A 24,695-nucleotide genomic window follows, 5' to 3' on the forward strand; every position below is an offset into this window, starting at 1 on the left:
GATAGAGTATGGAAGAAATTATTCAGGAAGATAAAAGCGTATTTTTATATCTAAATAACTTAGGAAGTTCCTCTTTCGATCAGTTTTGGATGCTGATTTCAAGTACCTGGATTTGGGTTCCGCTTTATATTATCTTTTGTTATTTACTTTTCAAAAATTATAAGCTAAGATCTTTTGTCTTTATATTAATATTTGTCGCGATCGGAGTTACTATTTCTGATCAGTTAGCAGGCGTATTTAAATATGGAGTTGCGAGATTAAGACCTTGCCATGACCCTAGTTTACAAGATCATATGAGAATTGTGAAATGTGGTGGTCAGTTCGGTTTTTATTCGGCACATGCTTCCAATACTTTCTTTTTAGCAACTTATTTAAGTTTTTTATTAAAAAATAAGCTAAATTGGTTTCCTTATTTTATATTTGTGTGGGCTGCAATCGTAGCATACAGCAGAATTTATTTAGGTGTGCATTTCCCGATAGATATTTTGGTGGGGGCGTTTGTTGGATCTTTATTGGGAGGGCTTTTTGCTATGCTCGCCAAAAAAGTGATCAACAAACAAACTAAAACTATATGAAAACAAAACTCCTATTTTTTACTTTCGCCACTTTTTCAGTGGTTCAATTATTCCACGGACAAGACAAAAAAACAGCAGAAGAATGTTTCAGTAAGGCCGACTATAAATGTGCTGAGGAACAATATACAAAGCTTGCTGAAAAAGAACAAATTCAGAAATTTCAGTCAGAATATTACGATAATCTCGGAACTTCACAACGCAGATTAGGTAAAACTACTCAAGCATTCAAATCCTATGAATCTGCTTTAAAATCAAACCCGAAATCTGTTTCTGTATATGAAAATCTGGCGTCTTTGCATAATCTGAAAGGAAGTAAAACGAAAGCTTTAGAGTATGTTAATACAGGGATATCATTAGAGCCAGAGAGTGCTAATCTTTATTTACTCCGGTCCAAAATATATGACAATTTAGGAAAGAAAGATTTGGCACAGAAAGATTTACAGCATGTTTTAAGCTTTGCTCCTGATAATATTCTTGCAAGAACCGGACTGGCGAATCTTAAAAAAAGAAACGGCGATCTTGAAGGTGCTTTAAAAGATTATAATCAGTTAATTTCTGAAAAGCCCGAATCATTATTATACAGCGGGAGAGGGGATATTTACCTTAAAATGAAAAAAACAAAAGAAGCGCTTGCTGATGTTAATAAATCAATTTCTGTTGATCCGAAATTCGCTCAGGCTTACGTTACCAAAGCTCAGATCCTGTTTGATACGGCAAAACCTAAAGAAGCATGTACGAATTTAGATAAAGCAGTAAGCTTAGGTTACGAAAAAGCCCTATTACAGGAGTATTATGCTAAATGTGAAAAAAAATAATTGAGTTAAATATACTATATGAAATTCCCAAATCTGAAACCATTCGCTATCACAGTTTTTACTCTTGGAGCAATGACTTTTGCAAATGCTCAACAGGCTGAAACAAAGACTCAGGAGAATTCCCTTTTGGTGGCAGCTTTGAAAAAAGCTGAAGAATCTGCTTCCAAATCAATTTTTTACATTGACAAAGAAGAAAGCAGTATTGAAGCTGTAAAAAAAGTTCCTTACGAAAATATAAAAAATGTAATGGTGCTTACAGATGATAAAATCAAGAAAAAATTCCAAGAAAAAGGAATCACCCAAATAGTGATGGTAAATACAAAAAAATAATTTTATATTCACTTGGTGCATCCTTTAAAAGAATGTGCCAAGTGAAAATATTAAGATACTTAATCGTTATGATATGGTTTTCCCTGTAAAATCTGATCAGCACGATACAACTGCTCCACAATAAACAAGCGGATCATTTGATGGGTAAATGTCATTTTAGATAATGACATTTTTTCATTGGTCCTGCTATAAATTTCATCAGAAAATCCATAGGCTCCCCCAATTAAAAGATGAATCTTTTTTACAGAGGAATTCATCCACATATCTATTTTTTGTGCGAATTCACGGCTGGTAAACTGTTTTCCTTTCTCGTCCAGAATCACAACCAGATCATTTTTATCAATGTGGTTCAGAAAAAGTTTTGCTTCTTCCTTTTTAAGAAGATCAGGAGTAAGGTTTTTAGCATTTTTTACATCCGGAATTTCTATAATTTCAAAATTCCAGTGTTTAGGGAGGCGTTTCAGATAGTAACTGATTAATGACGTGATTTCTTTATCATCAGTTTTTCCGATACAAAGCAAATTGATCTGCATTTCCTGGCTTTAAATATTTACGGGGACAAAGATATTCATAAATTAAAGAAAGACATAATTCACAGTGTTTTTAAACGGTTTCAAATTTAAAAATCATTACTTTTGTTAGAACACCAATCCGATGCAAGTAAAAATCCTTTCTTGTCTGCTTTTTTGTTTTTCATCAGTTTCTTATGCTCAGGAAATTGGTGAAATCCGGGATGAAAAATATCTAGAAGAAGATAAAAAGAAAGTTTCGGTGGTGGCGGGATTGAGCTACATTCACAATATTTTCGGATTGTTATATCAGGATAAAATTTTTCGATTAAGGCCCAATGACGCTTTCTACACTGAATTTTTCTTACGCTATAGATGGCTGGATGTGAGTTTTTCATTGGCTCCGAAACTCACAAGAATCAATAATGATGACCCGGAAAAAGGAAAATCAAAATACTTTAATGTAGGATTTACTTTTTTTGTGAGTCCGAAACTCCGGCAATATGTTTATTTTAGTCAGGTAAAAGGATTGTATTTTCAGGATACCAAGGAATTTATGCGCCTGATTTACGGTGATGATTATAATGAGGAAGGATATCTGCAGTTTCCTGATGCCAAATACAGATCTTTTAAAGGAGAAACAAGTTATTTGCTACTGGGAAATAAAAACGATTACAGAAGTTTTAACAATATGACGTATAAACCCCTGAAAGACATTTTTATTGTAAGTACAGGTCTGTTTTATCAGTATAATATTCTCAGTGATTTTAACAAAACAATTTATCAGGGTGAAATCTTTAATGAAAGTGCCGACAATTCTCCTTCGAAAGATTTCAGAATTGCTTTAAGATCGGGTGGAGGAGTGCAGAAGAAAATCGAAGGGAATTGGTATGCAATATTGGAGGCTTATCCTGAATTTTATTATTCAAAACTAATTGGTGAAGACTTTCATGAGTTTAATGTAGGGCTGTACTCTAATGCGAGAATGGGATATGATAATGGAAAATGGTTTTTCGGAGGAGGGTTTCAGCTGAACTGGATCAATAGTTCTAATGAGAATTTTTACTCAACAACACAATGGTTGTTTCGGGTGGGAATTGGTTTCCGGTTTAATTCCCCTACATTTGTAAATAGAAACTTTGATAAAATAGATCATATTTTAAAATAGAACATGGGTATAAAACTTCCTAGATTTATCTTGAAGATTCAAGAGTTTTTTGACGGTATTCATATTCCTGTTTTGGGAATATCGCTTTGGCAGATGTTTCAGATCTATATTTCAGGTATTTTTAAAGGAAAAATAGGCAGAAAAGCAGCGGCAATTTCCTGGAGCTTTACCATAAGTTTGTTTCCTTTTCTTCTTTTCCTGCTTTCCGTATTGCCTTATATGCCGCATTATGACAAGCTTCAGTTTTATATTTTTGAAGTTTTAATGCATAATGTTTTCCCATCCAATATGGAAGGAGATGTAAGAGGGTATATAGAAACCAATATTATTCCCAATATGAAAGGGATCAGCAATCTTACGATTATTCTGGCTTTGGTTTTTGCTACAAATGGTACTTTCTCATTAATTAATGGCTTTAATGAAAATTCTGAAGAAAAACTGACAGATGTAAAAGAATTTATTCTTTCTTTTTTCATTACCATCGGGTTTATTTCCATTGTATTTCTGACGCTTTTCGGAGTATACTATGTAGAGGTTGTTATGAAACTTTTTACACCGTCTTATGATATTTCATGGCTGGTGGATAACCTTTCAAAAATCATTGGATTCGTTTCATTTCCTTTGTTTTATTTTATCCTTTTAGCTTTATTTTACTGGTTGGGTACCGTGAAGATTATAAGATTCAGACAGGCGATTCCCGGAGCGATTCTGACAACAGTTTTATTTGTCCTTACAACCTATATTTTTGCCATTTATGTGAAAGATATTGCAAGGTATAACGTTTTATACGGCTCTATCGGGAGTATGATTCTTCTGATGGTTTGGGTAAATGTAAATGTATACCTGCTTCTATTCGGAAATGAGCTCAATATGGCCATAAGAAAATTAAGGCTTGAAAAATTACTTTCCGATGAACTTCAAAAAGAAGCTTTGGTGTATAAGGCTGCAGTTAAAGAACCTGACCTGGAAAGTGATGAAGAACATACTAGAAAATTAAATCAGGAAAACGATTCTAAAGCTTAAAATAACTTTAAAATTTTTTTCTGATTAAATGTTTCCAAATTTAGTCTTCTGAAAATTTCTTAGAGCTTATTTTCAAAATCATATATCCTAAAAAAGCAGATAAAAAAGAAGCCACCAATATGGCGAATTTGGCCTCATCCTGAACCTGTATTTCTGTTTTAAAGGAAAGTAAAGCGATAAAAATAGACATCGTAAAGCCAATTCCTGCCAAACAGCCTACTCCAATCATTTGCATCCATGAGCTGTTCTGTGGCAGCGAGCTTAGTTTAAATTTTATAGCAAGAAAAGAGAACAGGTTAATGCCAATGAGCTTACCTAAAACTAATCCGCAGACAATTCCGAGTCCTAACGTATTAGTGAGTCCTCCTATCATTGTGTTATTGAAAGTAATATTAGTGTTGGCAAGCGCAAATATAGGCATGATTAAAAAGCTTACCGGAATGCTTAACGTATGTTCAAGTTTTTCTAAAGGCGATATTTCTGTATCAGATTCATTGGTGGGAATTGAAAAGGCTAATAAAACACCTGCAATAGTAGCATGAATTCCTGAATGATGAAGAAAATACCATAAAAATATTCCCGGAATAATATAGAAAATAAGCTTAGTAACTTTAAAAAAGTTTAAAATAAATAATAATAAAGTCACTCCTAAAGAAAGCAGTAAATACACCCAGTGTATCTGATCTGTATAAAATATTGCTATTACGAGTATTGCTCCTAAATCGTCTACAATAGCCAGAGCAGCCAGAAAAACTTTAATAGAGTTCGGAATCCTGCTTCCCAGCATGGAAATAATAGCCAGGGAAAATGCAATATCAGTAGCCATAGGAATTCCCCAGCCGTTTTCGTATTGAGTTCCGAGATTAAAAATAGTGAAAATAACAGCTGGAACAAGCATTCCGCCGATAGCAGCAACGATAGGAAGAGAAGCATTCTTAAATGAAGAAAGTTCTCCTTCAATGATTTCTCTTTTAATTTCAAGCCCCACCAAAAGAAAAAAGACAGCCATTAAACCATCATTGATCCAGACACTTACCGGATATTCTAAATGAAAAGCAGAAATACCGATTTCCTGGTCTAAAAAATGCTGAAAGCCGTCACCAATAGACGAATTGGCAATCAGTAATGAAATTATAACACATAAAATGAGCATAATTCCCGAAAACTGACTGTTATTAAAGAATCTTTTAAAATATAATGTCAAATTCATATCAATCCCAATTATATTCTTCTTATTCTTGAAACGCCATTGATTGCTTTTAGTTTTTTAAAGGTCTCTTCCAGTTGGCTTCTGTTTTTTACTTCAAGATTAATGGTACCGTTGAAAACTCCGTCATTGGATTCAATAGACATACTTTTCATATCCATTCCCATTGCACCGCTTATGACAGCCGTTATATCATTGATCATTCCCATTCTGTCCAAGCCTTCAATTTCAATTTTTATTCTGTTTTTAAAGCTTTCCGCATTCACCCATTTGGCAGGAATCACACGGTAATCGTACTGAGCCCGAAGATTGATGGCATTGGGACAGTTATCACTGTGTACTTTAATACCATCAGAGATGGTAATAAATCCAAAAATTTTGTCTCCCGGAATCACTGTACAGCATTTTGCATAGCTGTAGTTTAATTTTTCTTCATCTTTTCCGAAGACAATCATGTCCAGATTCTGCTCTTTAGGCTCTTCGTAATGAACATTTTTTGAAGGCGATTTTCTGAATCTGGAAAGTAAGTTGTTGAAAACGTTTTTACTTTCAATATATTTTCTCAGGCTGCTTGCATCCAGTTCATTATTCTGGAACTTAAGAAATAATTCCTGAGAGCTCTTAAGATTGAAGAATTTTTGGAGTTTATTAATTTCCTCATCATTGAAATTGATTTTAGCATGGCGAAGCTTTCTTTGAAGAATTTCTTTTCCTTCTTCTACCAGCTGATTTTTTTGAGAGTTCAGATAACTTTTAATCTTCGACTTTGCTTTGGAAGTCACTACAAATTCTAGCCAGTCAGATTTAGGCTTTTGATTTTGTGAAGAAAGAATATCCACCTGATCCCCGTTTTGGAGAATATAAGAAATAGGAACCAGTTTTCCGTTTATCTTGGCTCCTAAACATTTCATTCCTAAATCCGAGTGTACTGCAAAAGCAAAATCGAGCGCGGTAGCATTGGTTGGTAAAATTTTAATCTCACCTTTAGGCGTAAATACAAAAACCTCTTTTGAGTATAGATTAAGCTTAATGTTGTCCAGTAGTTCCGATGTAGAAAGATTTTGTTGTTGTTCCAATACTTCCCGGATCTCTGTTACCCAGTTTTCAAAGTTACGGTCTTCAGAGCTTTGTTTATACCCTTCTTTGTATTTATAATGGGCTGCAACCCCTTTTTCGGCTATTTCGTCCATCCTTTCGGAGCGGATCTGAACTTCAATCCATTTTTTGTCGGGACCAAGAACTGTTAAATGTAAGCTTTCATAGCCTGTAGAACGCGGTTGTGTAATCCAGTCGCGCATTCTTGAAGGATTACTGTGATAAACATCCGTTACGATGGAATATATTTTCCAGGCAAGGAATTTTTCATTCTTCGCATCCGATTTGTAGATAATCCTAATCGCATAATTGTCGAAAACCTCTTCAAACGAAACGCCTTGTTTCAGCATTTTTCTGTAAATAGAAGAAATTGCTTTTGCACGGCCTTTAATTTTGAAATTGAGTCCTTCTTCATGCAGTTTTTCAGAAACTTCTTTTTTAAACTCTTCAATATACTTTTCACGGCTTTCTTTGGCTAATTCCAATTTTTCCGCAATCTCATTGTAAATATCAGGATTGTTGTATTTTAAAGAAAGATCTTCAAGCTCAGATTTGATGTTATACAGTCCTAAACGGTGAGCCATAGGAGCATAAATATAAACCGTTTCGGAAGCAATCTTTTTCTGCTTATCCGGAGCCATACTTTCCAGCGTACGCATATTGTGAAGACGATCTGCAATTTTAATGAGAATAACCCTGAAGTCTTCGGAAAGCGTTAAGAGTAATTTTCTGTAATTCTCAGACTGCACCGAAATATTCTGATGATTCATGATGGAAATCTTGGTGAGTCCATTTACGATATTGGCTATTTTTTCACCAAAAATTTTCTTCAGATCTTCATAGGTATAATCAGAGTCTTCAATAACGTCGTGTAAAAGAGCACAGGCAATAGAAGTGGCTCCCAAACCAATTTCTGTAGCCACAATTTTAGCAACAGCAATAGGATGGTAAATATAAGGCTCTCCGGTTTTCCTTCTTTGCTCTTTGTGGGCATCTAATGCAATATCAAATGCTTTTCGGATGAGTTTGTTGTTTTCCTCATCCAATGTTCTATATGTATTGGAAATTAAATCTTTATATCTTGCAAGGATCTCTTTATTTTCCTGCTCTAAGTCGTAACTCATGTGAATGCCTATGTTATAAGACGAATATACGAAAAATAAAGAACTTTTCAAATAAGAAAATCCGCAGAATAATCTACGGATTCCTGGTTATTAGAATTATCAGAATTTGTATTTTATCAGAATTTTACTTCGGAATCTATGCCGCTGCTTGATCCTTTTATTCTTACTTCAGGACTGGTATGGATTTCAGCCTTATTTCTTGCGTCTATATATCCTTTTAAATGAGTGTAATCAGCCTGATCAATACTCATATCTTCAAATAGATAGGTTTTATGAACGGCGTTTTGGGTGAAAATATCTTTTGCCATATTTGCTTGGCTAGTATCTTTTACGGCTACACTTACAAGATACTGAGAATGATGAGGTGAATCATTCAGGTATACTATATAATCAGAACTTGGGAAACCTGAGTTTTCTAAATCGGTTTCAAGCTTTTTGTAATCGCTGTGATGTTCAAATAATCCAGCTAATATATTTGACATAAGCAATATGTTTTAAATTGTACTTAAAGGTAGTATTATTTTTGGTATAAATTAAATTATTTTTAATAATTTTTAACATTTTATATGTTTATCTATGTTAATTGATTGAATGTGTAGTTTTCTTCTATTGAACGGTTGTTTAAATTTTCAAATTTGCAAATAAAAAACGGGCCGTAAAGCCCGTTCCCCTGATTTCTCAGTTCATATAGTTTAGTTAATTCGTTCGTTTTTAATTTCCTCTACAATTTCAGGATTCAATAAAGTGCTGATATCTCCGAAATTACTGAAATCACCTTCTGCAATTTTTCTCAGAATTCTACGCATGATTTTTCCTGAACGGGTTTTTGGAAGCCCGGAAACAAACTGGATTTTATCAAGCTTGGCAATAGGCCCGATCTGGTCTGAAATTAACTGATTGATCTCTTTAACCAGGTTTTCCTGCTTTCTGTCAGCTCCTGTGTCTTTTAAAATAACAAATCCGTATAAAGCATTTCCTTTAATATCATGAGGATAACCTACAATTGCAGATTCCGCTACAGCCGGGTGTTCGTTGATGCTGTCTTCAATAGGAGCTGTTCCCAAATTATGTCCGGAAACAATAATTACATCATCTACACGACCTGTAATTCTGTAATAGCCAACTTCATCTCTTAATGCACCATCACCTGTAAAATATTTTCCGGGGAAAGCTGAGAAATATGTTTCTTTATATCGTTGATGGTCTCCCCAGATGGTTCTTGCAATTCCCGGCCATGGAAAACGGATACAAAGGTTTCCCGTTACCTGGTTCCCTGAAATTTCATTGCGTTTATCATCCATTAGAACGGGTTGAACTCCTGGTAAAGGCAGGGTGGCATAGGTTGGTTTTGTTGGAGTCACAAAAGGAAGTGGTGAGATCATAATTCCTCCTGTTTCAGTTTGCCACCAGGTATCCACAATCGGGCATTTTTTCTTTCCGACGTGATCATTAAACCAATGCCAAGCTTCATCATTAATAGGTTCACCTACAGATCCTATTACCTTTAAAGAGCTAAGATCATGTTTATCTACCCATTCTGTGCTTTCTTTTGCTAATGAACGAATAGCAGTTGGAGCAGTGTAGAACTGAGTGACTTTATGTTTGTCAATAACTTCCCAGAATCTGTCTGGCTCAGGATAAGTCGGAACTCCTTCAAAAATAACCGTTGTTGCACCGTTTAAAAGTGGTCCGTAAAGAATATACGAGTGTCCCGTAATCCATCCGATATCGGCAGTACACCAATAGATGTCATTTTCTTTATAATTAAAAACATTTTTAAAAGTATAAGCGGTATAAACCATATATCCAGCACAAGTATGAAGCATTCCTTTAGGCTTTCCAGTAGACCCTGAAGTGTACAGAATGAATAACGGATCTTCTGCATCCATAATAATGGTTACGAAATCTGCTGAAGCTGTTTCATACAGATCTTCCATCCAGAAATCTCTGTGCTCTTTCATTTTGATTTCGTTATTGGTTCTCTTTACCACCAAAACTTTTTCAACACTAGGACTTTTTTCTAAAGCTTCATCAACGATACTTTTTAAATCTAAAACCTTACTTCCTCTGTAGCTTCCGTCTGAAGTGATTACCATTTTTGCGCCACAGTCATTTACTCTTGAAGAAACTGCAGATGCTGAAAATCCTGCGAAAATTACCGAGTGAACAGCACCTAATTTAGCACAAGCCAACATGGTAATGGCCAGTTCAGGAATCATCGGAAGATAGATACAGACTCTGTCACCTTTTTCGATACCCATTTCCTTCAAAACATTGGCGGTTTTGTTGACCCTCGTGTATAATTCATTATAAGAAATGTGTTGTGCTTCCTCTCTAGGATCATTGGGTTCCCAGATAATTGCTGTTTTATCGCCTCTTACCGACAAATGTCTATCCAGACAGTTTTTCGTAATATTTAATTTAGCATTTTTGAACCACGTGATTTTGGCCTCATTCATATCATATTTTACGACCTTGCTCCATCTCTGATACCACACAAAGTTTTGGTCAGCTATATTATCCCAGAATTTTTTAGGATTTTTGATAGACTTTTTATATTCTTCAAAATAATGTGGTAAATCTTCAATCAGGTAATTTCTCATATCCCTTTCGTTTTTTGAAATTTGAATTTTGTTTATATTAAATGTATGCTTAATTTCTTATTTTAGCCTTATATTCTTTGATTTTTTCCTGAATTTCTTCAATGATTTTTTCGTCGTCAATCGTTGATGGAACCTGGAATTCTTTTCCGTCTAATAGGGTTCGTATTAATTTTCTTAAAATTTTTCCGGATCGTGTTTTCGGTAAACGTTTTACGGTCATCACATTTTTAAGACAGGCAACTGCTCCTATTTTTTCACGAACTGTTTTTACAATGTCTTTTTCCACTTCTTCTTCGGAAATCGTTGAACCATTTTTTAAAACAATCGAAGCAAAAGGGATTTGTCCTTTCAGTTCATCATCAATTCCGACAACGGCACATTCTGCAACATCAGGATGCGACGAAACAATTTCCTCCATTTCCGAAGTGGAAAGCCGATGTCCGGCAACATTAATAACATCATCAACCCTTCCTGTGATGAAAATATATCCGTCTTCATCTTTTATGGCACCATCTCCTGAAAAATAATAACCGTTGTACTGTGATAAATAACTTTTTTGAAAACGGTCTTTATCATTCCAGATTCCCAGTAGAGCTCCTGGAGGAAGTGGAAGTTTGATGACCAAATAACCTTCATGATGCGCATCAAGTTCGTAACCGTTTTCGTCAAAAATTTTAATATCATATCCCGGAATTGGTTTTCCAGCGGAAGCTCTTTTGATTTTATAATTTTTGTCAAAAGTCATTAAGCCCAACATCGGCCAGCCGGATTCCGTTTGCCACCAATGGTCAATCGCAGGAACTCCGATATGTTCTGCAAACCAGTCTAATGTGGCAACATCGCATCTTTCACCTGCCAGAAACTGCTTTTTGAAATGACTTAAATCGTATTTTTTTACCAGTTCACCATTCGGATCTTCTTTTTTTATAGCACGAATTGCTGTAGGAGCCGTAAACATCACCGAAACTTTATATTCCGAAATAATTCTCCAAAAAGTTCCCGCATCTGGTGTCATAATGGGTTTTCCCTCAAAAATTATCGTGGTATTTCTGTTAATCAACGGACCGTAAACCGAAAAACTGTGCCCAACCGCCCAGCCAAAATCGGAAGCTGCCCAATAGGTTTCTCCCGGTTCAACGCCGTAAATATATTGCATGGAAAATTTTAAAGCCGTTGCATAACCACCTGTATCTCGTGTGATTCCTTTTGGTTTTCCTGTTGTTCCGGATGTGTACAATAAATAGAGTGGGTGAGTGGATTCTACTGAAACACAATCTGCAGGTTCTGATCTTTGAACGAGTTCTTCGTAATCAATCAGCCCTTCAAACATTTCATGTTGATTTTCTGCTAATTTTCTATTGTAAACGATAATGTTTTCAACTTTATCCTGAGCCAGTTCAATCGCTTTTTCTACCAACGGCAAATAAGGAATCCTCTTTGCTATTTCAACTCCCGCGGTTGCAGTAATCAGGGCTTTGGGTTTACAATCATCAATTCTCACGACCAATTCATGTGGTGCAAAACCTCCGAAAACGACATTGTGAATCACCCCGATTCTCGCACAGGCCAACATCGCAAATAAAGTCTGCGGAATCATCGGCATGTAAATAACAGCTGTATCGCCTTTTTGTAAGCCTAAAGAAACCAAACCTCCCGCCAGTTTTGAAATTTCTTCTTTTGCCTGATTGAAAGTATATGTTTTCTTCTGATTGGTGACAGGAGAATCATAAACAATGGCGGTTTGTTCGCCGAAACCGTCTTCAATATGCTTGTCAATACACAAATAACACATATTCAGCTTTCCGTCTGAAAACCACTGAGTGTAATGTGTTTCATCTTTAGAAAGAATCTGCGTAGGAAATTCAAACCAGTCGATTTTCTGAGCCTGTTCTTTCCAGAAATTCTCTTTATCTTCTATGCTTCTTTGAAATAGCGTATCTGCATCCATATCAATTTTGCGTTTATTTTTTAACGTTCTGTCATTCGACGAAGGAGAAATCTATTAATTTTGATATAGATTCTTCTCTCTCATTTCGTTCAGAATGACATTTAGGATATTTTTTAGTCTTTTATTTTCTTTGTCATTCCAGGTCTACTCAAACATTTCTTCAATCTGCTGTATCAGCTTTTTGATTGAATAAGGTTTTGTGACATACGCATCGGCTCCCATTTCCAGTCCTCTCTCAATATCTTTTGGATTGTTTTTTGCACTCAGGAAAATGACTTTTGTATCTTTTAATTTTTTGTCTTGTTTGATGAGCTCCAATGTGCTGTACCCATCAAGGTTGGGCATCATTATATCCAGTAGAATTACATCAGGGACCATCGTTTTTAAAAATTCCAGTACTTCGGTTCCGTCTCTTGCGATGAAAACATCATAACCGTTTTTCTTGAAACTGTATTCCAATGACATTAATATTTTGTGTTCATCATCTGCAATAATTATCTTTTTCATGTTGTGTGTTTAACTGTGTTCAACTTCATTTTTATTCTTTATTTTTTCGGGAAGAGAAATCGTAAAAGTTACGCCCAGTCCGCTGTTTTCTGCTTTTATCGTTCCGCCTTGAGCCTGAACTATTTTTTTAGAAATGGCTAGCCCGAGTCCACTTCCTGTCGGTTTTAAAATATTCTGATTTTTCGACTGGTAAAATTTATCGAAAATCATTTCCAGATCTTCTTCCGGAATATGTTTTCCGGTATTGAAAATCTTAATGATTAATTGGTTGTTCTTTTCAGACAGTTTGGTTTGTATGGTTCCCTGTTCATCGGTGAATTTTAAAGCATTTCCCAAAATATTCTGAAATAATTGAATCATTCTGGCTTCGTCGTATTCAAACAAAAAATTGTTGAGAAGATTTACTTCGCTTAAATGGATGTTTTTCTGCTGAATTAAGTGAAGAAGCGGGTTTAAAGCTTTTTTATAGCTTTCAATAATGTTATTTTTTTGAATATTTAAAACAATTTCACCATGCTGGAGTTTATCCAGATACAGAATGTCATTAATAATTTCGCTCAGCCTGTCTGATTCCGTGATGATATTATTCAAAAACTCTTTTTTGATTTCTAAAGGAATATCATCATCATCCGCCAGAATTTCTCCTGCCGATCGAATGGCGGTGATCGGAGTTCTCAATTCATGGGCAACAGAGTCAAGGAAATCGTCTTTCTGATGATCTTTGATGATTAAACTTTCATTGGCTTTTCTTAAATCGTCGGACAGTTTTTGAAGTTCTTCGGACTGTTCTGTGAGCTTTTTATTGAGGGTAATATTTTCTTTGGATTCCTCTAAAATATTTAGGACTTCTTTTAAAGATATTTTATCTTCTTTCGTTACGCCTTCAATCAAGATTTTCGCAGAAGCCGTTCCGATCCGTCCTGCTAAAAGGTTTTCCGAAAATTTAATAAATCTTGAATCGGCAGTTTCTGCCTGAGAATCGATATTGTACTTTAGATTAAAGATTCTTAATGCCTGCTCGGTTTTGTTTTTGCCTAAAAATCTTTCCAGAATGCTTTTGATGTCCGAAACATAAGCCGTTCCTCGCCAAATGAATGCATTTTCATGGTTTTGGATATATTTGTCAATATCAACATACAATTCGGCAAAATTCCGCTCACGATAGTTACCTTTACTGCTCACAGAAAGAATGGCAAATAAACCGGTATTGACCAAAATTGACCAAAAGAAAATCTGCGGAATCCTTCCTAAAAAAGAAATTTTAAAGAAATCAAAAGCATTGTACATATCTCTTAAAGCTCCTTTGAATTCCTGGTTATAAGAGAAATAATATTGGGGAATAATCAATCCGAAATAACAAATGGCCAAGCCTGCTAATAACCCAATCACTGCACCTTTATAGCTTCCCCTTCGCCAGAAGATAGCTCCGAAAAATGCAGGAGCCAGTTGTGCAATCACAACAAATGAAATCAATCCAACCGAATCCAGTGAAGTTTTTAAAATAAAATATTTATAAAAAGCAAATGCCATGATAATCAGTGCAAAAATGCTGAATTTTCTGATGTTGGTAATGAGTTTGGTATTCTGAATTTCATTTTCGGATTTAAGCTTTCCTAATAATCCGTAAGGAATAATTAAATTGTTGGAAAGCATGATGGACAAAGTAATGGCCGAAATAATAATCATTGAGATGCAGGAACTTAATCCTCCAAGGAAAACCAAAACAGTAATTAGGGTATTGTTAAAATGTTGAGGGATTAAAATAGAGTAGAACTCCGGATTTACTTTTTGGCCGTCAAAAATTAATCTTCCGCCCCAAGCAATCGGAAAGATAAAAACAGTAAAAATCAATAAATAAAGCGGGAAAAACCAGATTGCTGTTTTGATGTGTTTTTCCTGTCGGTTCTCAACAATTGCAGTGTGGAACTGTCTCGGAAGAATACAGATTGCAGTTCCTGAAATCATACATAATACCATCCAGTTCATCGCATCTTCAATTCCGTTGAAAGTGTTTTTTGCTTTAAAATCTTCGAAATGGCTTGCTTTCTGATAGATGTCTGAAAATCCGTCAAATACAAAATAAATAACGAATAATCCTAAAATAATAATGAAGAACAGCTTTAGAAAGCTTTCTAAAGCAATCGCAGAAATGATTCCTAGGCGTTTTTCGGAAGCATCAACGTAACGTGTTCCATAATAGGAAGAAAATAAAGCAATCAGTATGACAACAAAAGTAGCGTTGTCGGTTAAAATATCACTAGACATCGGTGTTTCTGTTACCAAATGAAAAGTTTCTGAAATGGCTTTGATCTGCAAGCCAATATAAGGAACAATGGCCAGAAGACAGACAATAGTAATGATAGCACTGAAACTCCTGCTGTTACCATATCTTAATGAAATAAAGTCTGCCAAACTGCTTATTTTATTCACTCTTGAAATTCGTACAATTCTGGTATTAATGTAGATCCATGCCGGAATAATAATGATAGGCCCGATGTAAATAGGAAGGTAATTGAGCCCGCTGGTTGCAGCAACACCAATGCTTCCGTAATACGTCCAGGCTGTGCAGTACACTGCCAGAGAAAGCGCGTAAATGTAAGGATTGTTGATCCAAAGCTTACTCTTCTTCTTCTCCGCCAAGTGAGCGACTAAGAACAAAAGGGCTAGGTAAAACAAAACCGCCGTAAATAACGCGAAACTACTCATCATATTTTTTTACGATTACAAAAGAAATAATGATGGAAACTATCCAGACAGCGAAAATATAAATCAGGATCATTGGATAACCAAAAACCTCCCTTTCACTGTTGAACAACAATGAAACAGGAATGCTAAAGGCAATCAGAAGTCCTATGCTCAGGATGATTAGTTTTTGTTCGTGTCTTTTTTTCATGATCTATAAAAAAATAATTGACGGACAGATTCTATCCGCCAATTATCACTAACTTATTGTTTAAACTTTGTCGTCAGAATATTCTCCGGTTAAAGCATAATAACCGAAAATTGCCATTCCGCCCGAGATAATCGGCATCAAAACGAATAGAATGATGATTCCGAAAACCAGATCTTCCTGTTTCCCCGAGGTGATTTTTGGAATTCCCAACACTGTAATTCCGAAATATCCCACTACCAAAGCGATGGCTATCCAAACTATGCCTAATATTTTTTTTAGTCCGTTCATTTTCGTTGTTTTAAAATTAATAAAAATTTGAGTGATTCAGTATCTAATCGTGAATATTATTGTTCTTATTTTTAAGATAAAATAATCCGATTAATAAACAGACTCCGGCAACTCCGATAGGATACCAAAGTCCTTCCAGATACCATGTAGCATGTCCTGCTTCTTTTCCTGTTGTGACTAAGTAAGTTGCAACTGCCGGAAGCAACCCTCCAAACACTCCGTTTCCAATGTGATACGGCAGAGACATTGACGTATAACGGATTCTAACCGGGAACATTTCAACTAGGAATGCCGCAATAGGACCGTAAACCATCGTTACAAAAATTACTTGAATGAATACTAAAAATACCAGATACCATTTGGTATTATCCGCTAATTTGATGCTTTGGGAAACTTTCGGCTCTTCCGCTTTTCCGTCTTTCATGACAGGTCCGCTTGGTGACCAGTGTACAACACTGTCTTTTTTAATTAAAGTTCCGTCCGTGTAAAGTGTCTCTTTATGAAAACTCACCAGGCTGTCAGTTGCGATTTTATCATGGATTTTAGCTGTTCTTTTTTCTGTAATTCCGTTAGCTGCTACGGTTTTGTTTTCAAGATTAATGCTTTTAAACATGGAATCATAAATCGGTCTGTACGTTAAAATTGCAATCAGCATTCCGGTCATCATCACCGCTTTTCGACCAATTTTATCCGAGAGCCACCCAAAGAAAACAAAGAAAGGCGTTCCTAAAAATAAAGCCGTTGCCATTAATGAGTCGACTTGCGCGGATTCTACATTCATCACCTTTTGAAGGAAACTCATTGCGTAAAATTGTCCGGTGTACCAGATTACCCCTTGTCCCATCGCGGCTCCGAATAATGCCAATAAGACAAATTTGAAGTTTAATTTATGTCCAAAACTTTCTTTTAAGGGATTTTTTGAAGTTTTACCTTCACTTTTAGCCTTGGCAAAAAGTGGAGATTCTTTCATGTTTCTTCTGATAATATAGGAAACTCCTACCATTAAAATGGAAATCCAGAAAGGAATTCTCCAACCCCAACCATCAAATTCTTCTGCGGAAAGTGTTGTTTTTGTTACCAAAATAACAATTAATGAAATGAAAAGCCCCGCCGTTGCAGTTGTCTGAATCCATGAAGTCCAGTAACCTCTTCTTCCGGGTTGTGCGTATTCTGCGACATAAGTTGCTGCACCTCCGTATTCTCCACCTAGAGCTAAACCTTGCAATAATCTTAGAATTAAAACTAAAACAGGCGCCATAAATCCAATGGTTTCATAGCTCGGGATACATCCGATAAGGAATGTCGAGAATCCCATAATTAATAAAGTTACCAAAAAGGTATATTTTCTTCCGATAAGATCTCCTAATCTTCCGAAGAACAAAGCTCCGAAAGGTCTTACCACAAATCCTGCTGCGAAAGTCGCAAGCGTAGATAAAAATGCTGCGGTAGGATTATCCGCCGGGAAAAATTTCGTTGCTAAAACCACAGCCAGACTTCCGAAGATATAAAAGTCGTACCATTCTATCAATGTGCCGAGTGATGAGGCAGTGATTACACTCCAGATGGTGCGGTTTTTTTGCTTGTCGGTCATATTTTCATAGGCGTCGTGATGATGTTCGCTCATATTGCTTAAATTTTGATGTTAGTTTAAATTGATATTGAGTTTTCTTAAAGCTTATTTTTTACTTAACCACAAAAGAGTCAAAAGATTAATACATTATTTATTTTAAGTTTACGGCTAGACTTCAAATCAGAGGGTATAAGTTTAAAAAATCTTTGATTTTTATTCTTTTGTGAACTTTGCTTTTCTAAACGGTAGGGTGTCTTTTGTATCTTTTGTGGTTAAAAAATTAATAGTTTTATAGGTAAATTTGGAATTGCATAATGAATTCTCCTTTAGACTTTGGGCTTTCCGTAGGGCTTGTATAAGTTGGTCTTGTAGAATATTGGGTTGTTATTTTTGCATGATGACCATCTATAAACCAATTGGCACCGATATCGACTTGTGATGAAGATTTATCAAATGCTTCGAAGCTTTTATGGGTAAAAGCTGCAAAAGGCTGAATCCTGATTTTAGGTTTTTCTGCCTGACTTGGCAAGAGCAAACCAGCCTGTGCGTAGATAATATTACCTGTTCCGATGGTCGGTTGTAGATTTCCCGGTCCTGCAATCGCTTTATCCCCGATAAAATTCGGATCTGCGGAAGCAATATTCATGATGCCTAAATTTCGGATATAATTGGGACCGAATTGATAATTGTAATATCCTGCATAAGCAGAAACAGCCATTTTATTTTTAGCATTTCCTAATGGAATATCGGCAAAAGCATCCACTGCAATGAGGGTAATGTCATGCTTTTCAATAGTTGAATTCACGGAAGTTCTCGTGCCGTCTTTTTGATGATAAAAACCTGCGCCCACATTGAAAACTTTTTTTGTTCCCAAGTAAGAACCTACTTTGAAAGGTAATAAATTTGATTCTTCATCCAAAAATTGATATTCTACATAACCAGCTTTAGAAAAGTTAGGATTTCCATTGTTGTCGACAGCCACTGCTTTTGCCGGATCTGTTACATTTGTTGGGGTTAAATCTGTCGCAAAAGGCTTATTTAGGCTAAAACGATATTCCAATTTTCCATATTTTCCTTTTGCAAACATTCCCAGTTGTCTGGCGAACTGATCGGAATTATCAATTAAAGGCCATGTAAAAATAGGGGAGTCAACTGTTAGGAAATTCAATGTTGAAGCCATTGTCATTCGGGAAAGTCCCATGTAATAATGCAACCCCGCACCTAAAGATAAACTGAATTTGCCCGCTTCACCAGGTAAAATAACTGCATATTCGTTCCAGGCATCATGAAAAAACATCTGTGGCTTTTTTCCGTTTCCATAGCCTCCCGTTCCTGAAGTTCCCGAACCACCTCCGTTGATAAATGTCTGATTATTAATCCCAAAATGTGCTAAAATCATATATCTTTTGGAAATTTGGGCATATGCTAAAGCACGTAATCGTCTGTTTCCCAGGCTCCAGGAATTGTCGGTAGGTTCTCCGCCAACCATACTTCCTGGGTTCATTTGGGTGTTTCTTAACCAAAATTGGTCCCACAAAATAAATCTGACATACTTATCACCTTGTTGATTTAAGTTAACTTTCAGTCCATTTCCATAATCAGGCGAACCTTGAGAATATAAAGAATTGCTGATTAAAGCCAATCCAATAAAAGTGAGTAATTTCTTCATAAATTATCAATTTTTGGTATTGTTTTTTATGAATACCAAATTGTAATTAATAATTTGTTTGAAGAAATTTAATATATATTATTGGTAATGATATAGTTAATTTTTAATATTCTATATTTTAGTTTAAAGTATATAGTTATATAATATCATTTTTCAGATTCACAATTAACTTATTGACAATTCACTATGAAAATTATTTTTTAAATCTTTCCCATTTTATCAGCATATATTTATCAGCAAATTGAGTAATGATTAATCCTGAATTTTTAAGGTTTTCTTCTTTGCTCATATATTCAATCAGTTCATTTTGCTTTAGAATTTTATACACCGGATGGAATTCTGAATGGGGAGGTTTTGTAATATTATACTTCTTGATCCAAGAACTGATCGTAACATGAGAAACACCAATAATTCTTTCGATTTCACGAAAGCTTAAACCTTCAAGATATAGTTGTAAAGCTTTTGTTACATAGTAATCATCAATTTGTTTTCCTAATTTTTTTACGGTAAAATAGTAATTGCAATCTTTACAAAGGAAGCGTTGTTTTTCATTCAAGATTCCGCTTTTTACAACCTTAGTGCCGTTACATTTTGGACATTGATTTTCCATAACTATATCTTTTTAGCAAATATATAATAATTTAGCAAAATATTAATTTAACGTAAAGATAAAATTACCTGTATATTAAATTAATTCAATAAAATTATCTTTTTTATTTGGTTTTAAAAGAAATTATATTTTAAATTTGCCAAAAAATTTAGATAAATAAATGGAAATAGAAATTTCCTCATCCATACATCTGATGTATGTGAGTGAAATACAGCAGGAAATGTACGATTCTGCACAGCGTAGAGGGACGGGTATTGCCAAACGTTCCATAGAATATTTAAGTAAGAAGATTTCAGAAGGCAATGCTGTGGTGGCTACTGAAAACGGGGAGTGGGTAGGTTTCTGCTATATAGAAACCTGGTCGCATGGTCAGTTTGTGGCTAACTCTGGGTTGATTGTTTCTCCTAAATTCAGGGAAAGGGGGGCTGCAACTTTAATCAAGAATAAAGTTTTCCAATTATCTAGAGATAAATATCCGAATGCTAAGGTTTTCGGTCTTACGACAGGTCTTGCCGTGATGAAAATTAACAGTGATTTAGGCTACAAACCGGTAATTTATTCTGAGCTAACTCAGGATGAAGAGTTCTGGAACGGCTGTAAAAACTGTGTGAATTATGAAATTTTAATGAAAAAAGAACGTAAAAACTGTCTGTGTACGGCCATGCTTTTCGTTCCTGAGAATATAACAAAAAATGGAGCTGCCCATACGCAGCCGGAAATTAAATATAGCAATGAAATGAGCCAATCCGATATTGAGTACCCTGTACAAAATTCTCTTGGCGAATTCCAGATGACCATTAAAAACAATAAAAAGAGTCCAGATGAAAAAGAAAGTCATCTTAGCGTTTAGCGGAGGTTTGGATACCTCTTACTGTGCTAAATATCTTAGTGAGACACTGGGGTATGATGTGTATGCAGTTACTGTAAATACCGGAGGTTTTTCTAAAGAAGAAGAGAAAGAACTGGAGAAAAAAGCCTTAAATCTTGGGGTAAAAGAGTACAGGTGCGTAGATGCTCAGGAGGATTATTACAATTCTTGCGTAAAGTATTTGATTTTTGGAAATGTGTTGAAAAACAATACTTATCCTTTGTCTGTAAGCGCGGAACGTACCATTCAGGCGCAGGAAATTGCAAAATTCGCGATTGAAGTCGGAGCTGATGCTATCGCTCACGGGAGTACGGGAGCGGGAAATGACCAGGTTCGTTTCGACTTGATTTTCCAGGTAATGTGTCCGAATGTGGAAATCATCACGCCGATTCGTGATATGGCCTTGTCTCGTGAAGAAGAAATTGAGTTTTTAAAAAATCACGGTTACGAAATGGAATTCCAAAAAGCACAATATTCTGTGAATAAAGGACTTTGGGGGACTTCTGTTGGTGGGAAAGAAACGTTGACGTCAAGAAATTACTTACCTGAAGAAGCTTTTCCTTCTCAAATTAAAGAAACTCAGCCTTCTGAACTGGAAATTGAGTTTAAAAATGGTGAAGTTGTAGCAGTGAATGGCGAAAATTTTGAACATTCGGTATATGCAATCCAAAAGATTGAAGAATTGGCTTCGGCTTATGGAATAGGTCGTGATATTCACGTTGGAGATACGATTGTAGGGATTAAAGGAAGAGTTGGTTTTGAAGCGGCTGCGGCATCTGTAATTATCAAAGCGCACCATTTATTGGAAAAACATACGCTTTCAAAATATCAGCAGATGATGAAGTCCCAATTATCCGATTGGTATGGAAACTGGCTTCACGAAGCACTTTTTTTGGACCCTGTGATGAGAAATATCGAGTCTTTCTTGGTAGATTCTCAAAAAACAGTCAGTGGAAAAGTTTTTGTAACCCTTCATCCCTACAGATTTATTTTAAATGGAATTGAATCTGAACATGATTTAATGTCTGATAAATTCGGAAGTTATGGAGAAGCAAACAGAGCTTGGACAGGCGATGATGTGAAAGGGTACACGAAAATTGTAAGCAATTCTTTAAACATATATCATCAGATTAATCAAAATATAAATTGATTTAAAGAAAGGGACTAAGATTGTCATTCTGAACGAAACGAAGTGGAGTGAAGAATCTCTAAAAATAAAGGAGATTCTTCCTTCGTCAGAATGACAACATCAATTTTTGAAATAATGAATATGATTAATCAAAAAGAAATAAAAACAGCAGGAATCATCGGCGCCAACGGTTACACGGGAAGCGAATTGGTCCGTCTGCTGGCTTTTCATCCTTATGTGTCTTTGAGTTTTTTATATAGTCGTTCGAATTCGGGCACAAAGATTTCAGATTTGTACCCGGATTTAACGACGGTTTGTGAAATGGTTTTAACAGATAAGCCTGAGGAAGTAGACATTTTATTTTTATGTCTTCCCCACAAAGAAAGTCAGAATTGGCTGACTCAAAATCCTGTAAAAGATTCAACGTTGGTCATTGATTTAGGAAATGATTTTCGTTTGGATGGAAATTTTGCAAACAGAAATTTTATCTATGGTTTGCCTGAAATCAACAAAAATCAACTTTCAGGAGCAAAAAGCATTGCGAATCCGGGATGTTTTGCAACTGCAATTCAACTGGCTTTGCTTCCGCTTGCTCAAAAAGGTTTGTTGAATGAAGTGTATACAACAGGAATTACAGGTTCTACAGGTGCAGGTCAGTCTTTGCAGGCGACAACACATTTTACCTGGAGGAATGATAATATTTCAGCGTATAAAACTTTGACACATCAGCATGTGGATGAGATTTTACAGAAGTTAGTTTCTTTTAATACGAATGAAATCAGTCTGAATTTTGTTCCATGGAGGGGAGATTTTGCGAGAGGAATTTTTACAAGTTCCACGGTGAAAACAGATTTAGAACTTTCAGATATTGAGCAATTGTTTAAGGATTTTTATGCAGATGAGCCTTTTGTAAAGGTAAGCGAAAAAGCAATTGATCTAAAGCAGGTTGTCAACACGAATCGCTGTGTGATTCATATAGAAAAGAGTGGAAATGTTGCGGTTATTCACTCAGCGATTGACAATTTGTTGAAAGGAGCTTCCGGACAGGCTGTTCAAAATATGAATATTGCAATGGGTTGGGAAGAAAATTCAGGATTGAATTTAAAACCGATTGCTTTTTAATGTCAATTGTCAAATAGTCAATCGTTAATTTTAAAACTCAAATTAAAACCGATCTAGGAAAATGGAGCGTTAAGAAAATTGAAATTTAATCCGTTAAAAAATTCCCACTGTTTGAGCACGAGGCAAATTTTCAGCCGAAGACAAATCTTTAATTCGTGCGAGTTTTGGGAATTTTAGGATTCAATTTAAATTTTTAGCGAAAGTTTCCAAGTCTTGAATTTTTGTTTCTTTTGTTTCAAGACAAAAGAAAAATATAAAAAACAAAAAAATGAATTTATTCAACGTATATCCATTATTCAACATCAATCCAATTAAAGCTCAGGGATCATTTCTTTGGGATGATAAAGGAAAAAAATATCTTGATTTTTATGGAGGTCATGCAGTGATTTCTATCGGGCACAATCATCCGCATTATCAAAATCAATTAAAAAAACAATTAGATAAAATTTCTTTTTATTCAAACTCAGTTCAGAATGAATTACAAACTGAATTGGCTGAAAAATTAGGAAAGCTTTCAGGCTTGGAAGATTACAATCTGTTTTTGTGTAATTCAGGAGCTGAAGCAAATGAAAATGCTTTAAAATTGGCGTCTTTTCACAACGGAAAAAATAAGGTGCTTTACTTTTCTGGTTCATTCCACGGAAGAACTTCAGCAGCAGTTTCTGTGACGGATAATCCCAAAATTGTTGCTCCGGTAAATTATGCTGAAAGATTTATTAAGTCTGAATGGAATAATATTGAACAGCTTGAGGAAGTTTTCGAAAAACAAGGAAGTGAAATCTCGTCTGTTATTATCGAAGGAATTCAGGGAGTTGGCGGAATTATGATTCCAACACTTGAATTTATAACGAAAATCAAAGAACTGTGTGAAAAACATGATGTTGTTTTGATTTTGGATGAAGTTCAGTCAGGATACGGAAGAAGCGGATATTTCTTCGCTCACCAGGAGTTTGAAATTGAAGCCGATATCATCACCACAGCTAAAGGAATGGGAAATGGTTTCCCGATCGGCGGTGTTCTGATTCATCCGAAATTTCAGGCAAGCAACGGTTTACTGGGAACAACTTTCGGAGGAAATCATTTGGCTTGTGTTGCGGCGATTGCTGTATTAGACGTGATGAAAGATGAAAATCTCATCGAAAATGCTCAGGAAATGGGCGCTTATATTGAAAATGAAATTAAAGATTTTCCACATATTAAAACCATCCGAAGGAAAGGTTTGATGATTGGGATAGAACTCGACAGGGATTGCTCAGAAGTGAGAAATAAACTGTTGTACGATCATCATATTTTCACAGGAAACTCTAATGATAAGGCTGTGTTGAGAATTCTTCCGGCGCTTAACATTAAAAAAGAAGAAACTGATGTATTCATAAATGCTTTGAAAGAAGTATTGGAAGATATCTAATCTGTGAAATTATGTGGTCTGTCATGCTGAATATAAACTGAAGGTTTACGAACGTAGTTCAGAAGTGGAGTGAGGAATCTCTAAAAATAAAGTTGAGATTCTTCCTTCGTCAGAATGACAAACACAACTATCATTAGCTGAGTGAAACGCCCTTGCGAACGAAAATATTTTAATTTTTTTTTAAAAACTTCGCGATCATAGCGTTAAAACTCAATCAAATATGTAAGATAAAAA

General features: G+C 35.4%; 22 protein-coding genes. 9 read left to right on the forward strand and 13 right to left on the reverse strand.

Annotation, left to right across the window (positions count from 1 at the left end):
* Positions 1-8: 8 nt before the first annotated feature.
* Genes MKS83_RS00305 through MKS83_RS00315 form a run of 3 tightly spaced genes read left to right on the forward strand, consistent with a single transcriptional unit; the run spans position 9 to position 1,720 of the window.
* Positions 9-575 (forward strand): phosphatase PAP2 family protein, encoded by a 567-nt coding sequence (locus tag MKS83_RS00305; RefSeq protein WP_100375124.1) that lies wholly within the window; start codon positions 9-11, stop codon positions 573-575.
* Entirely contained in the window at positions 572-1,390 is an 819-nt protein-coding gene (locus tag MKS83_RS00310; protein WP_240581457.1) for a tetratricopeptide repeat protein, read from the forward strand. The genes MKS83_RS00305 and MKS83_RS00310 overlap by 4 nt, the downstream gene beginning before the upstream one ends.
* A gap of 18 nt (positions 1,391-1,408) precedes the next feature.
* On the forward strand, positions 1,409-1,720 hold the full coding sequence (locus MKS83_RS00315) for a hypothetical protein (RefSeq protein WP_240581458.1): 312 nt from the start codon (positions 1,409-1,411) through the stop codon (positions 1,718-1,720).
* Positions 1,721-1,779: 59 nt separating this feature from the next.
* On the opposite strand, the gene MKS83_RS00320 is transcribed toward MKS83_RS00315, so the two are convergent.
* Entirely contained in the window at positions 1,780-2,253 is a 474-nt protein-coding gene (locus MKS83_RS00320) for a 23S rRNA (pseudouridine(1915)-N(3))-methyltransferase RlmH (RefSeq protein ID WP_240581459.1), read from the reverse strand.
* A gap of 121 nt (positions 2,254-2,374) precedes the next feature.
* On the opposite strand from MKS83_RS00320, the gene MKS83_RS00325 reads away from it, so the two are divergent.
* Complete coding sequence (locus MKS83_RS00325; RefSeq protein WP_240581460.1) at positions 2,375-3,397, forward strand: DUF4421 family protein; 1,023 nt, start codon at positions 2,375-2,377, stop codon at positions 3,395-3,397.
* A 3-nt stretch (positions 3,398-3,400) separates the two neighbouring features.
* Complete coding sequence (locus tag MKS83_RS00330; protein ID WP_100375129.1) at positions 3,401-4,420, forward strand: YihY/virulence factor BrkB family protein; 1,020 nt, start codon at positions 3,401-3,403, stop codon at positions 4,418-4,420.
* Between the two features lie 40 nt (positions 4,421-4,460).
* On the opposite strand, the gene nhaA is transcribed toward MKS83_RS00330, so the two are convergent.
* The 12 genes from nhaA to MKS83_RS00390 all read right to left on the reverse strand — a co-directional run bounded on the left by nhaA (position 4,461) and on the right by MKS83_RS00390 (position 19,934).
* The gene (nhaA, locus tag MKS83_RS00335) at positions 4,461-5,630 is read right to left on the reverse strand and encodes a Na+/H+ antiporter NhaA (RefSeq protein WP_240581461.1); all 1,170 of its coding nucleotides are present in this window, start codon (positions 5,628-5,630) and stop codon (positions 4,461-4,463) included.
* A gap of 11 nt (positions 5,631-5,641) precedes the next feature.
* On the reverse strand, positions 5,642-7,846 hold the full coding sequence (locus tag MKS83_RS00340) for a RelA/SpoT family protein (RefSeq protein WP_100375131.1): 2,205 nt from the start codon (positions 7,844-7,846) through the stop codon (positions 5,642-5,644).
* A 116-nt stretch (positions 7,847-7,962) separates the two neighbouring features.
* A complete protein-coding gene (locus MKS83_RS00345) occupies positions 7,963-8,328 on the reverse strand; it encodes a hypothetical protein (RefSeq protein WP_100375132.1) in 366 nt (121 codons plus the stop codon).
* 210 nt (positions 8,329-8,538) lie between these two features.
* The gene (gene acs, locus MKS83_RS00350) at positions 8,539-10,470 is read right to left on the reverse strand and encodes an acetate--CoA ligase (RefSeq protein ID WP_410679631.1); all 1,932 of its coding nucleotides are present in this window, start codon (positions 10,468-10,470) and stop codon (positions 8,539-8,541) included.
* Between the two features lie 28 nt (positions 10,471-10,498).
* Positions 10,499-12,397, reverse strand: a complete 1,899-nt coding sequence (locus MKS83_RS00355; RefSeq protein ID WP_240581463.1) for an AMP-binding protein — start codon at positions 12,395-12,397, stop codon at positions 10,499-10,501.
* A 144-nt stretch (positions 12,398-12,541) separates the two neighbouring features.
* The gene (locus tag MKS83_RS00360) at positions 12,542-12,904 is read right to left on the reverse strand and encodes a response regulator transcription factor (protein WP_100375135.1); all 363 of its coding nucleotides are present in this window, start codon (positions 12,902-12,904) and stop codon (positions 12,542-12,544) included.
* Positions 12,905-12,913: 9 nt separating this feature from the next.
* Complete coding sequence (locus MKS83_RS00365; RefSeq protein WP_410679633.1) at positions 12,914-15,610, reverse strand: ATP-binding protein; 2,697 nt, start codon at positions 15,608-15,610, stop codon at positions 12,914-12,916.
* On the reverse strand, positions 15,603-15,797 hold the full coding sequence (locus MKS83_RS00370) for a hypothetical protein (RefSeq protein ID WP_240581465.1): 195 nt from the start codon (positions 15,795-15,797) through the stop codon (positions 15,603-15,605). Before MKS83_RS00370 ends, MKS83_RS00365 begins: the two co-directional genes overlap by 8 nt.
* 60 nt (positions 15,798-15,857) lie before the next feature.
* On the reverse strand, positions 15,858-16,085 hold the full coding sequence (locus MKS83_RS00375) for a DUF6814 family protein (protein WP_240581466.1): 228 nt from the start codon (positions 16,083-16,085) through the stop codon (positions 15,858-15,860).
* A 43-nt stretch (positions 16,086-16,128) separates the two neighbouring features.
* Positions 16,129-17,709: an MFS transporter gene (locus MKS83_RS00380; protein WP_240581467.1), complete on the reverse strand. Its 1,581-nt coding sequence runs from the start codon at positions 17,707-17,709 to the stop codon at positions 16,129-16,131.
* 235 nt (positions 17,710-17,944) lie between these two features.
* Entirely contained in the window at positions 17,945-19,324 is a 1,380-nt protein-coding gene (locus MKS83_RS00385) for a porin (protein ID WP_240581468.1), read from the reverse strand.
* Between the two features lie 193 nt (positions 19,325-19,517).
* Positions 19,518-19,934 (reverse strand): terminase gpP N-terminus-related DNA-binding protein, encoded by a 417-nt coding sequence (locus MKS83_RS00390; protein ID WP_240581469.1) that lies wholly within the window; start codon positions 19,932-19,934, stop codon positions 19,518-19,520.
* Positions 19,935-20,094: 160 nt separating this feature from the next.
* Here MKS83_RS00390 and MKS83_RS00395 point away from each other — a divergent pair, with 160 nt between their 5' ends.
* The 4 genes from MKS83_RS00395 to MKS83_RS00410 all read left to right on the forward strand — a co-directional run bounded on the left by MKS83_RS00395 (position 20,095) and on the right by MKS83_RS00410 (position 24,461).
* Positions 20,095-20,784: a GNAT family N-acetyltransferase gene (locus tag MKS83_RS00395; RefSeq protein WP_240581470.1), complete on the forward strand. Its 690-nt coding sequence runs from the start codon at positions 20,095-20,097 to the stop codon at positions 20,782-20,784.
* The gene (gene argG / locus MKS83_RS00400; protein WP_240581471.1) at positions 20,756-21,952 is read left to right on the forward strand and encodes an argininosuccinate synthase; all 1,197 of its coding nucleotides are present in this window, start codon (positions 20,756-20,758) and stop codon (positions 21,950-21,952) included. The genes MKS83_RS00395 and argG overlap by 29 nt, the downstream gene beginning before the upstream one ends.
* A gap of 120 nt (positions 21,953-22,072) precedes the next feature.
* Positions 22,073-23,053 carry an N-acetyl-gamma-glutamyl-phosphate reductase gene (gene argC / locus MKS83_RS00405; RefSeq protein ID WP_240581472.1) on the forward strand — a complete coding sequence of 327 codons (981 nt, stop codon included), beginning with the start codon at positions 22,073-22,075 and terminating at the stop codon, positions 23,051-23,053.
* Positions 23,054-23,321: 268 nt separating this feature from the next.
* A complete protein-coding gene (locus MKS83_RS00410) occupies positions 23,322-24,461 on the forward strand; it encodes an aspartate aminotransferase family protein (RefSeq protein WP_240581473.1) in 1,140 nt (379 codons plus the stop codon).
* Positions 24,462-24,695 lie beyond the last annotated feature (234 nt).

This window comes from Chryseobacterium sp. Y16C (assembly GCF_022488405.1).
Classification (GTDB): domain Bacteria; phylum Bacteroidota; class Bacteroidia; order Flavobacteriales; family Weeksellaceae; genus Chryseobacterium; species Chryseobacterium geocarposphaerae.

Excerpts from the sequence above, each read along its gene's own strand:
- MKS83_RS00310 (WP_240581457.1), top strand. The coding sequence starts at position 572 with ATGAAAACAAAACTCCTATTTTTTACTTTCGCCACTTTTTCAGTGGTT.
- MKS83_RS00355 (WP_240581463.1), bottom strand. The coding sequence starts at position 12,397 with ATGGATGCAGATACGCTATTTCAAAGAAGCATAGAAGATAAAGAGAAT.
- MKS83_RS00385 (WP_240581468.1), bottom strand. The coding sequence starts at position 19,324 with ATGAAGAAATTACTCACTTTTATTGGATTGGCTTTAATCAGCAATTCT.
- MKS83_RS00390 (WP_240581469.1), bottom strand. The coding sequence starts at position 19,934 with ATGGAAAATCAATGTCCAAAATGTAACGGCACTAAGGTTGTAAAAAGC.
- MKS83_RS00345 (WP_100375132.1), bottom strand. The coding sequence starts at position 8,328 with ATGTCAAATATATTAGCTGGATTATTTGAACATCACAGCGATTACAAA.
- MKS83_RS00330 (WP_100375129.1), top strand. The coding sequence starts at position 3,401 with ATGGGTATAAAACTTCCTAGATTTATCTTGAAGATTCAAGAGTTTTTT.
- argC (WP_240581472.1), top strand. The coding sequence starts at position 22,073 with ATGATTAATCAAAAAGAAATAAAAACAGCAGGAATCATCGGCGCCAAC.
- argG (WP_240581471.1), top strand. The coding sequence starts at position 20,756 with ATGAAAAAGAAAGTCATCTTAGCGTTTAGCGGAGGTTTGGATACCTCT.
- MKS83_RS00305 (WP_100375124.1), top strand. The coding sequence starts at position 9 with ATGGAAGAAATTATTCAGGAAGATAAAAGCGTATTTTTATATCTAAAT.
- MKS83_RS00410 (WP_240581473.1), top strand. The coding sequence starts at position 23,322 with ATGAATTTATTCAACGTATATCCATTATTCAACATCAATCCAATTAAA.
- nhaA (WP_240581461.1), bottom strand. The coding sequence starts at position 5,630 with ATGAATTTGACATTATATTTTAAAAGATTCTTTAATAACAGTCAGTTT.
- MKS83_RS00360 (WP_100375135.1), bottom strand. The coding sequence starts at position 12,904 with ATGAAAAAGATAATTATTGCAGATGATGAACACAAAATATTAATGTCA.
- MKS83_RS00315 (WP_240581458.1), top strand. The coding sequence starts at position 1,409 with ATGAAATTCCCAAATCTGAAACCATTCGCTATCACAGTTTTTACTCTT.
- MKS83_RS00340 (WP_100375131.1), bottom strand. The coding sequence starts at position 7,846 with ATGAGTTACGACTTAGAGCAGGAAAATAAAGAGATCCTTGCAAGATAT.
- MKS83_RS00395 (WP_240581470.1), top strand. The coding sequence starts at position 20,095 with ATGGAAATAGAAATTTCCTCATCCATACATCTGATGTATGTGAGTGAA.
- MKS83_RS00380 (WP_240581467.1), bottom strand. The coding sequence starts at position 17,709 with ATGAGCGAACATCATCACGACGCCTATGAAAATATGACCGACAAGCAA.
- MKS83_RS00365 (WP_410679633.1), bottom strand. The coding sequence starts at position 15,610 with ATGAGTAGTTTCGCGTTATTTACGGCGGTTTTGTTTTACCTAGCCCTT.
- MKS83_RS00375 (WP_240581466.1), bottom strand. The coding sequence starts at position 16,085 with ATGAACGGACTAAAAAAAATATTAGGCATAGTTTGGATAGCCATCGCT.
- MKS83_RS00325 (WP_240581460.1), top strand. The coding sequence starts at position 2,375 with ATGCAAGTAAAAATCCTTTCTTGTCTGCTTTTTTGTTTTTCATCAGTT.
- MKS83_RS00370 (WP_240581465.1), bottom strand. The coding sequence starts at position 15,797 with ATGAAAAAAAGACACGAACAAAAACTAATCATCCTGAGCATAGGACTT.
- MKS83_RS00320 (WP_240581459.1), bottom strand. The coding sequence starts at position 2,253 with ATGCAGATCAATTTGCTTTGTATCGGAAAAACTGATGATAAAGAAATC.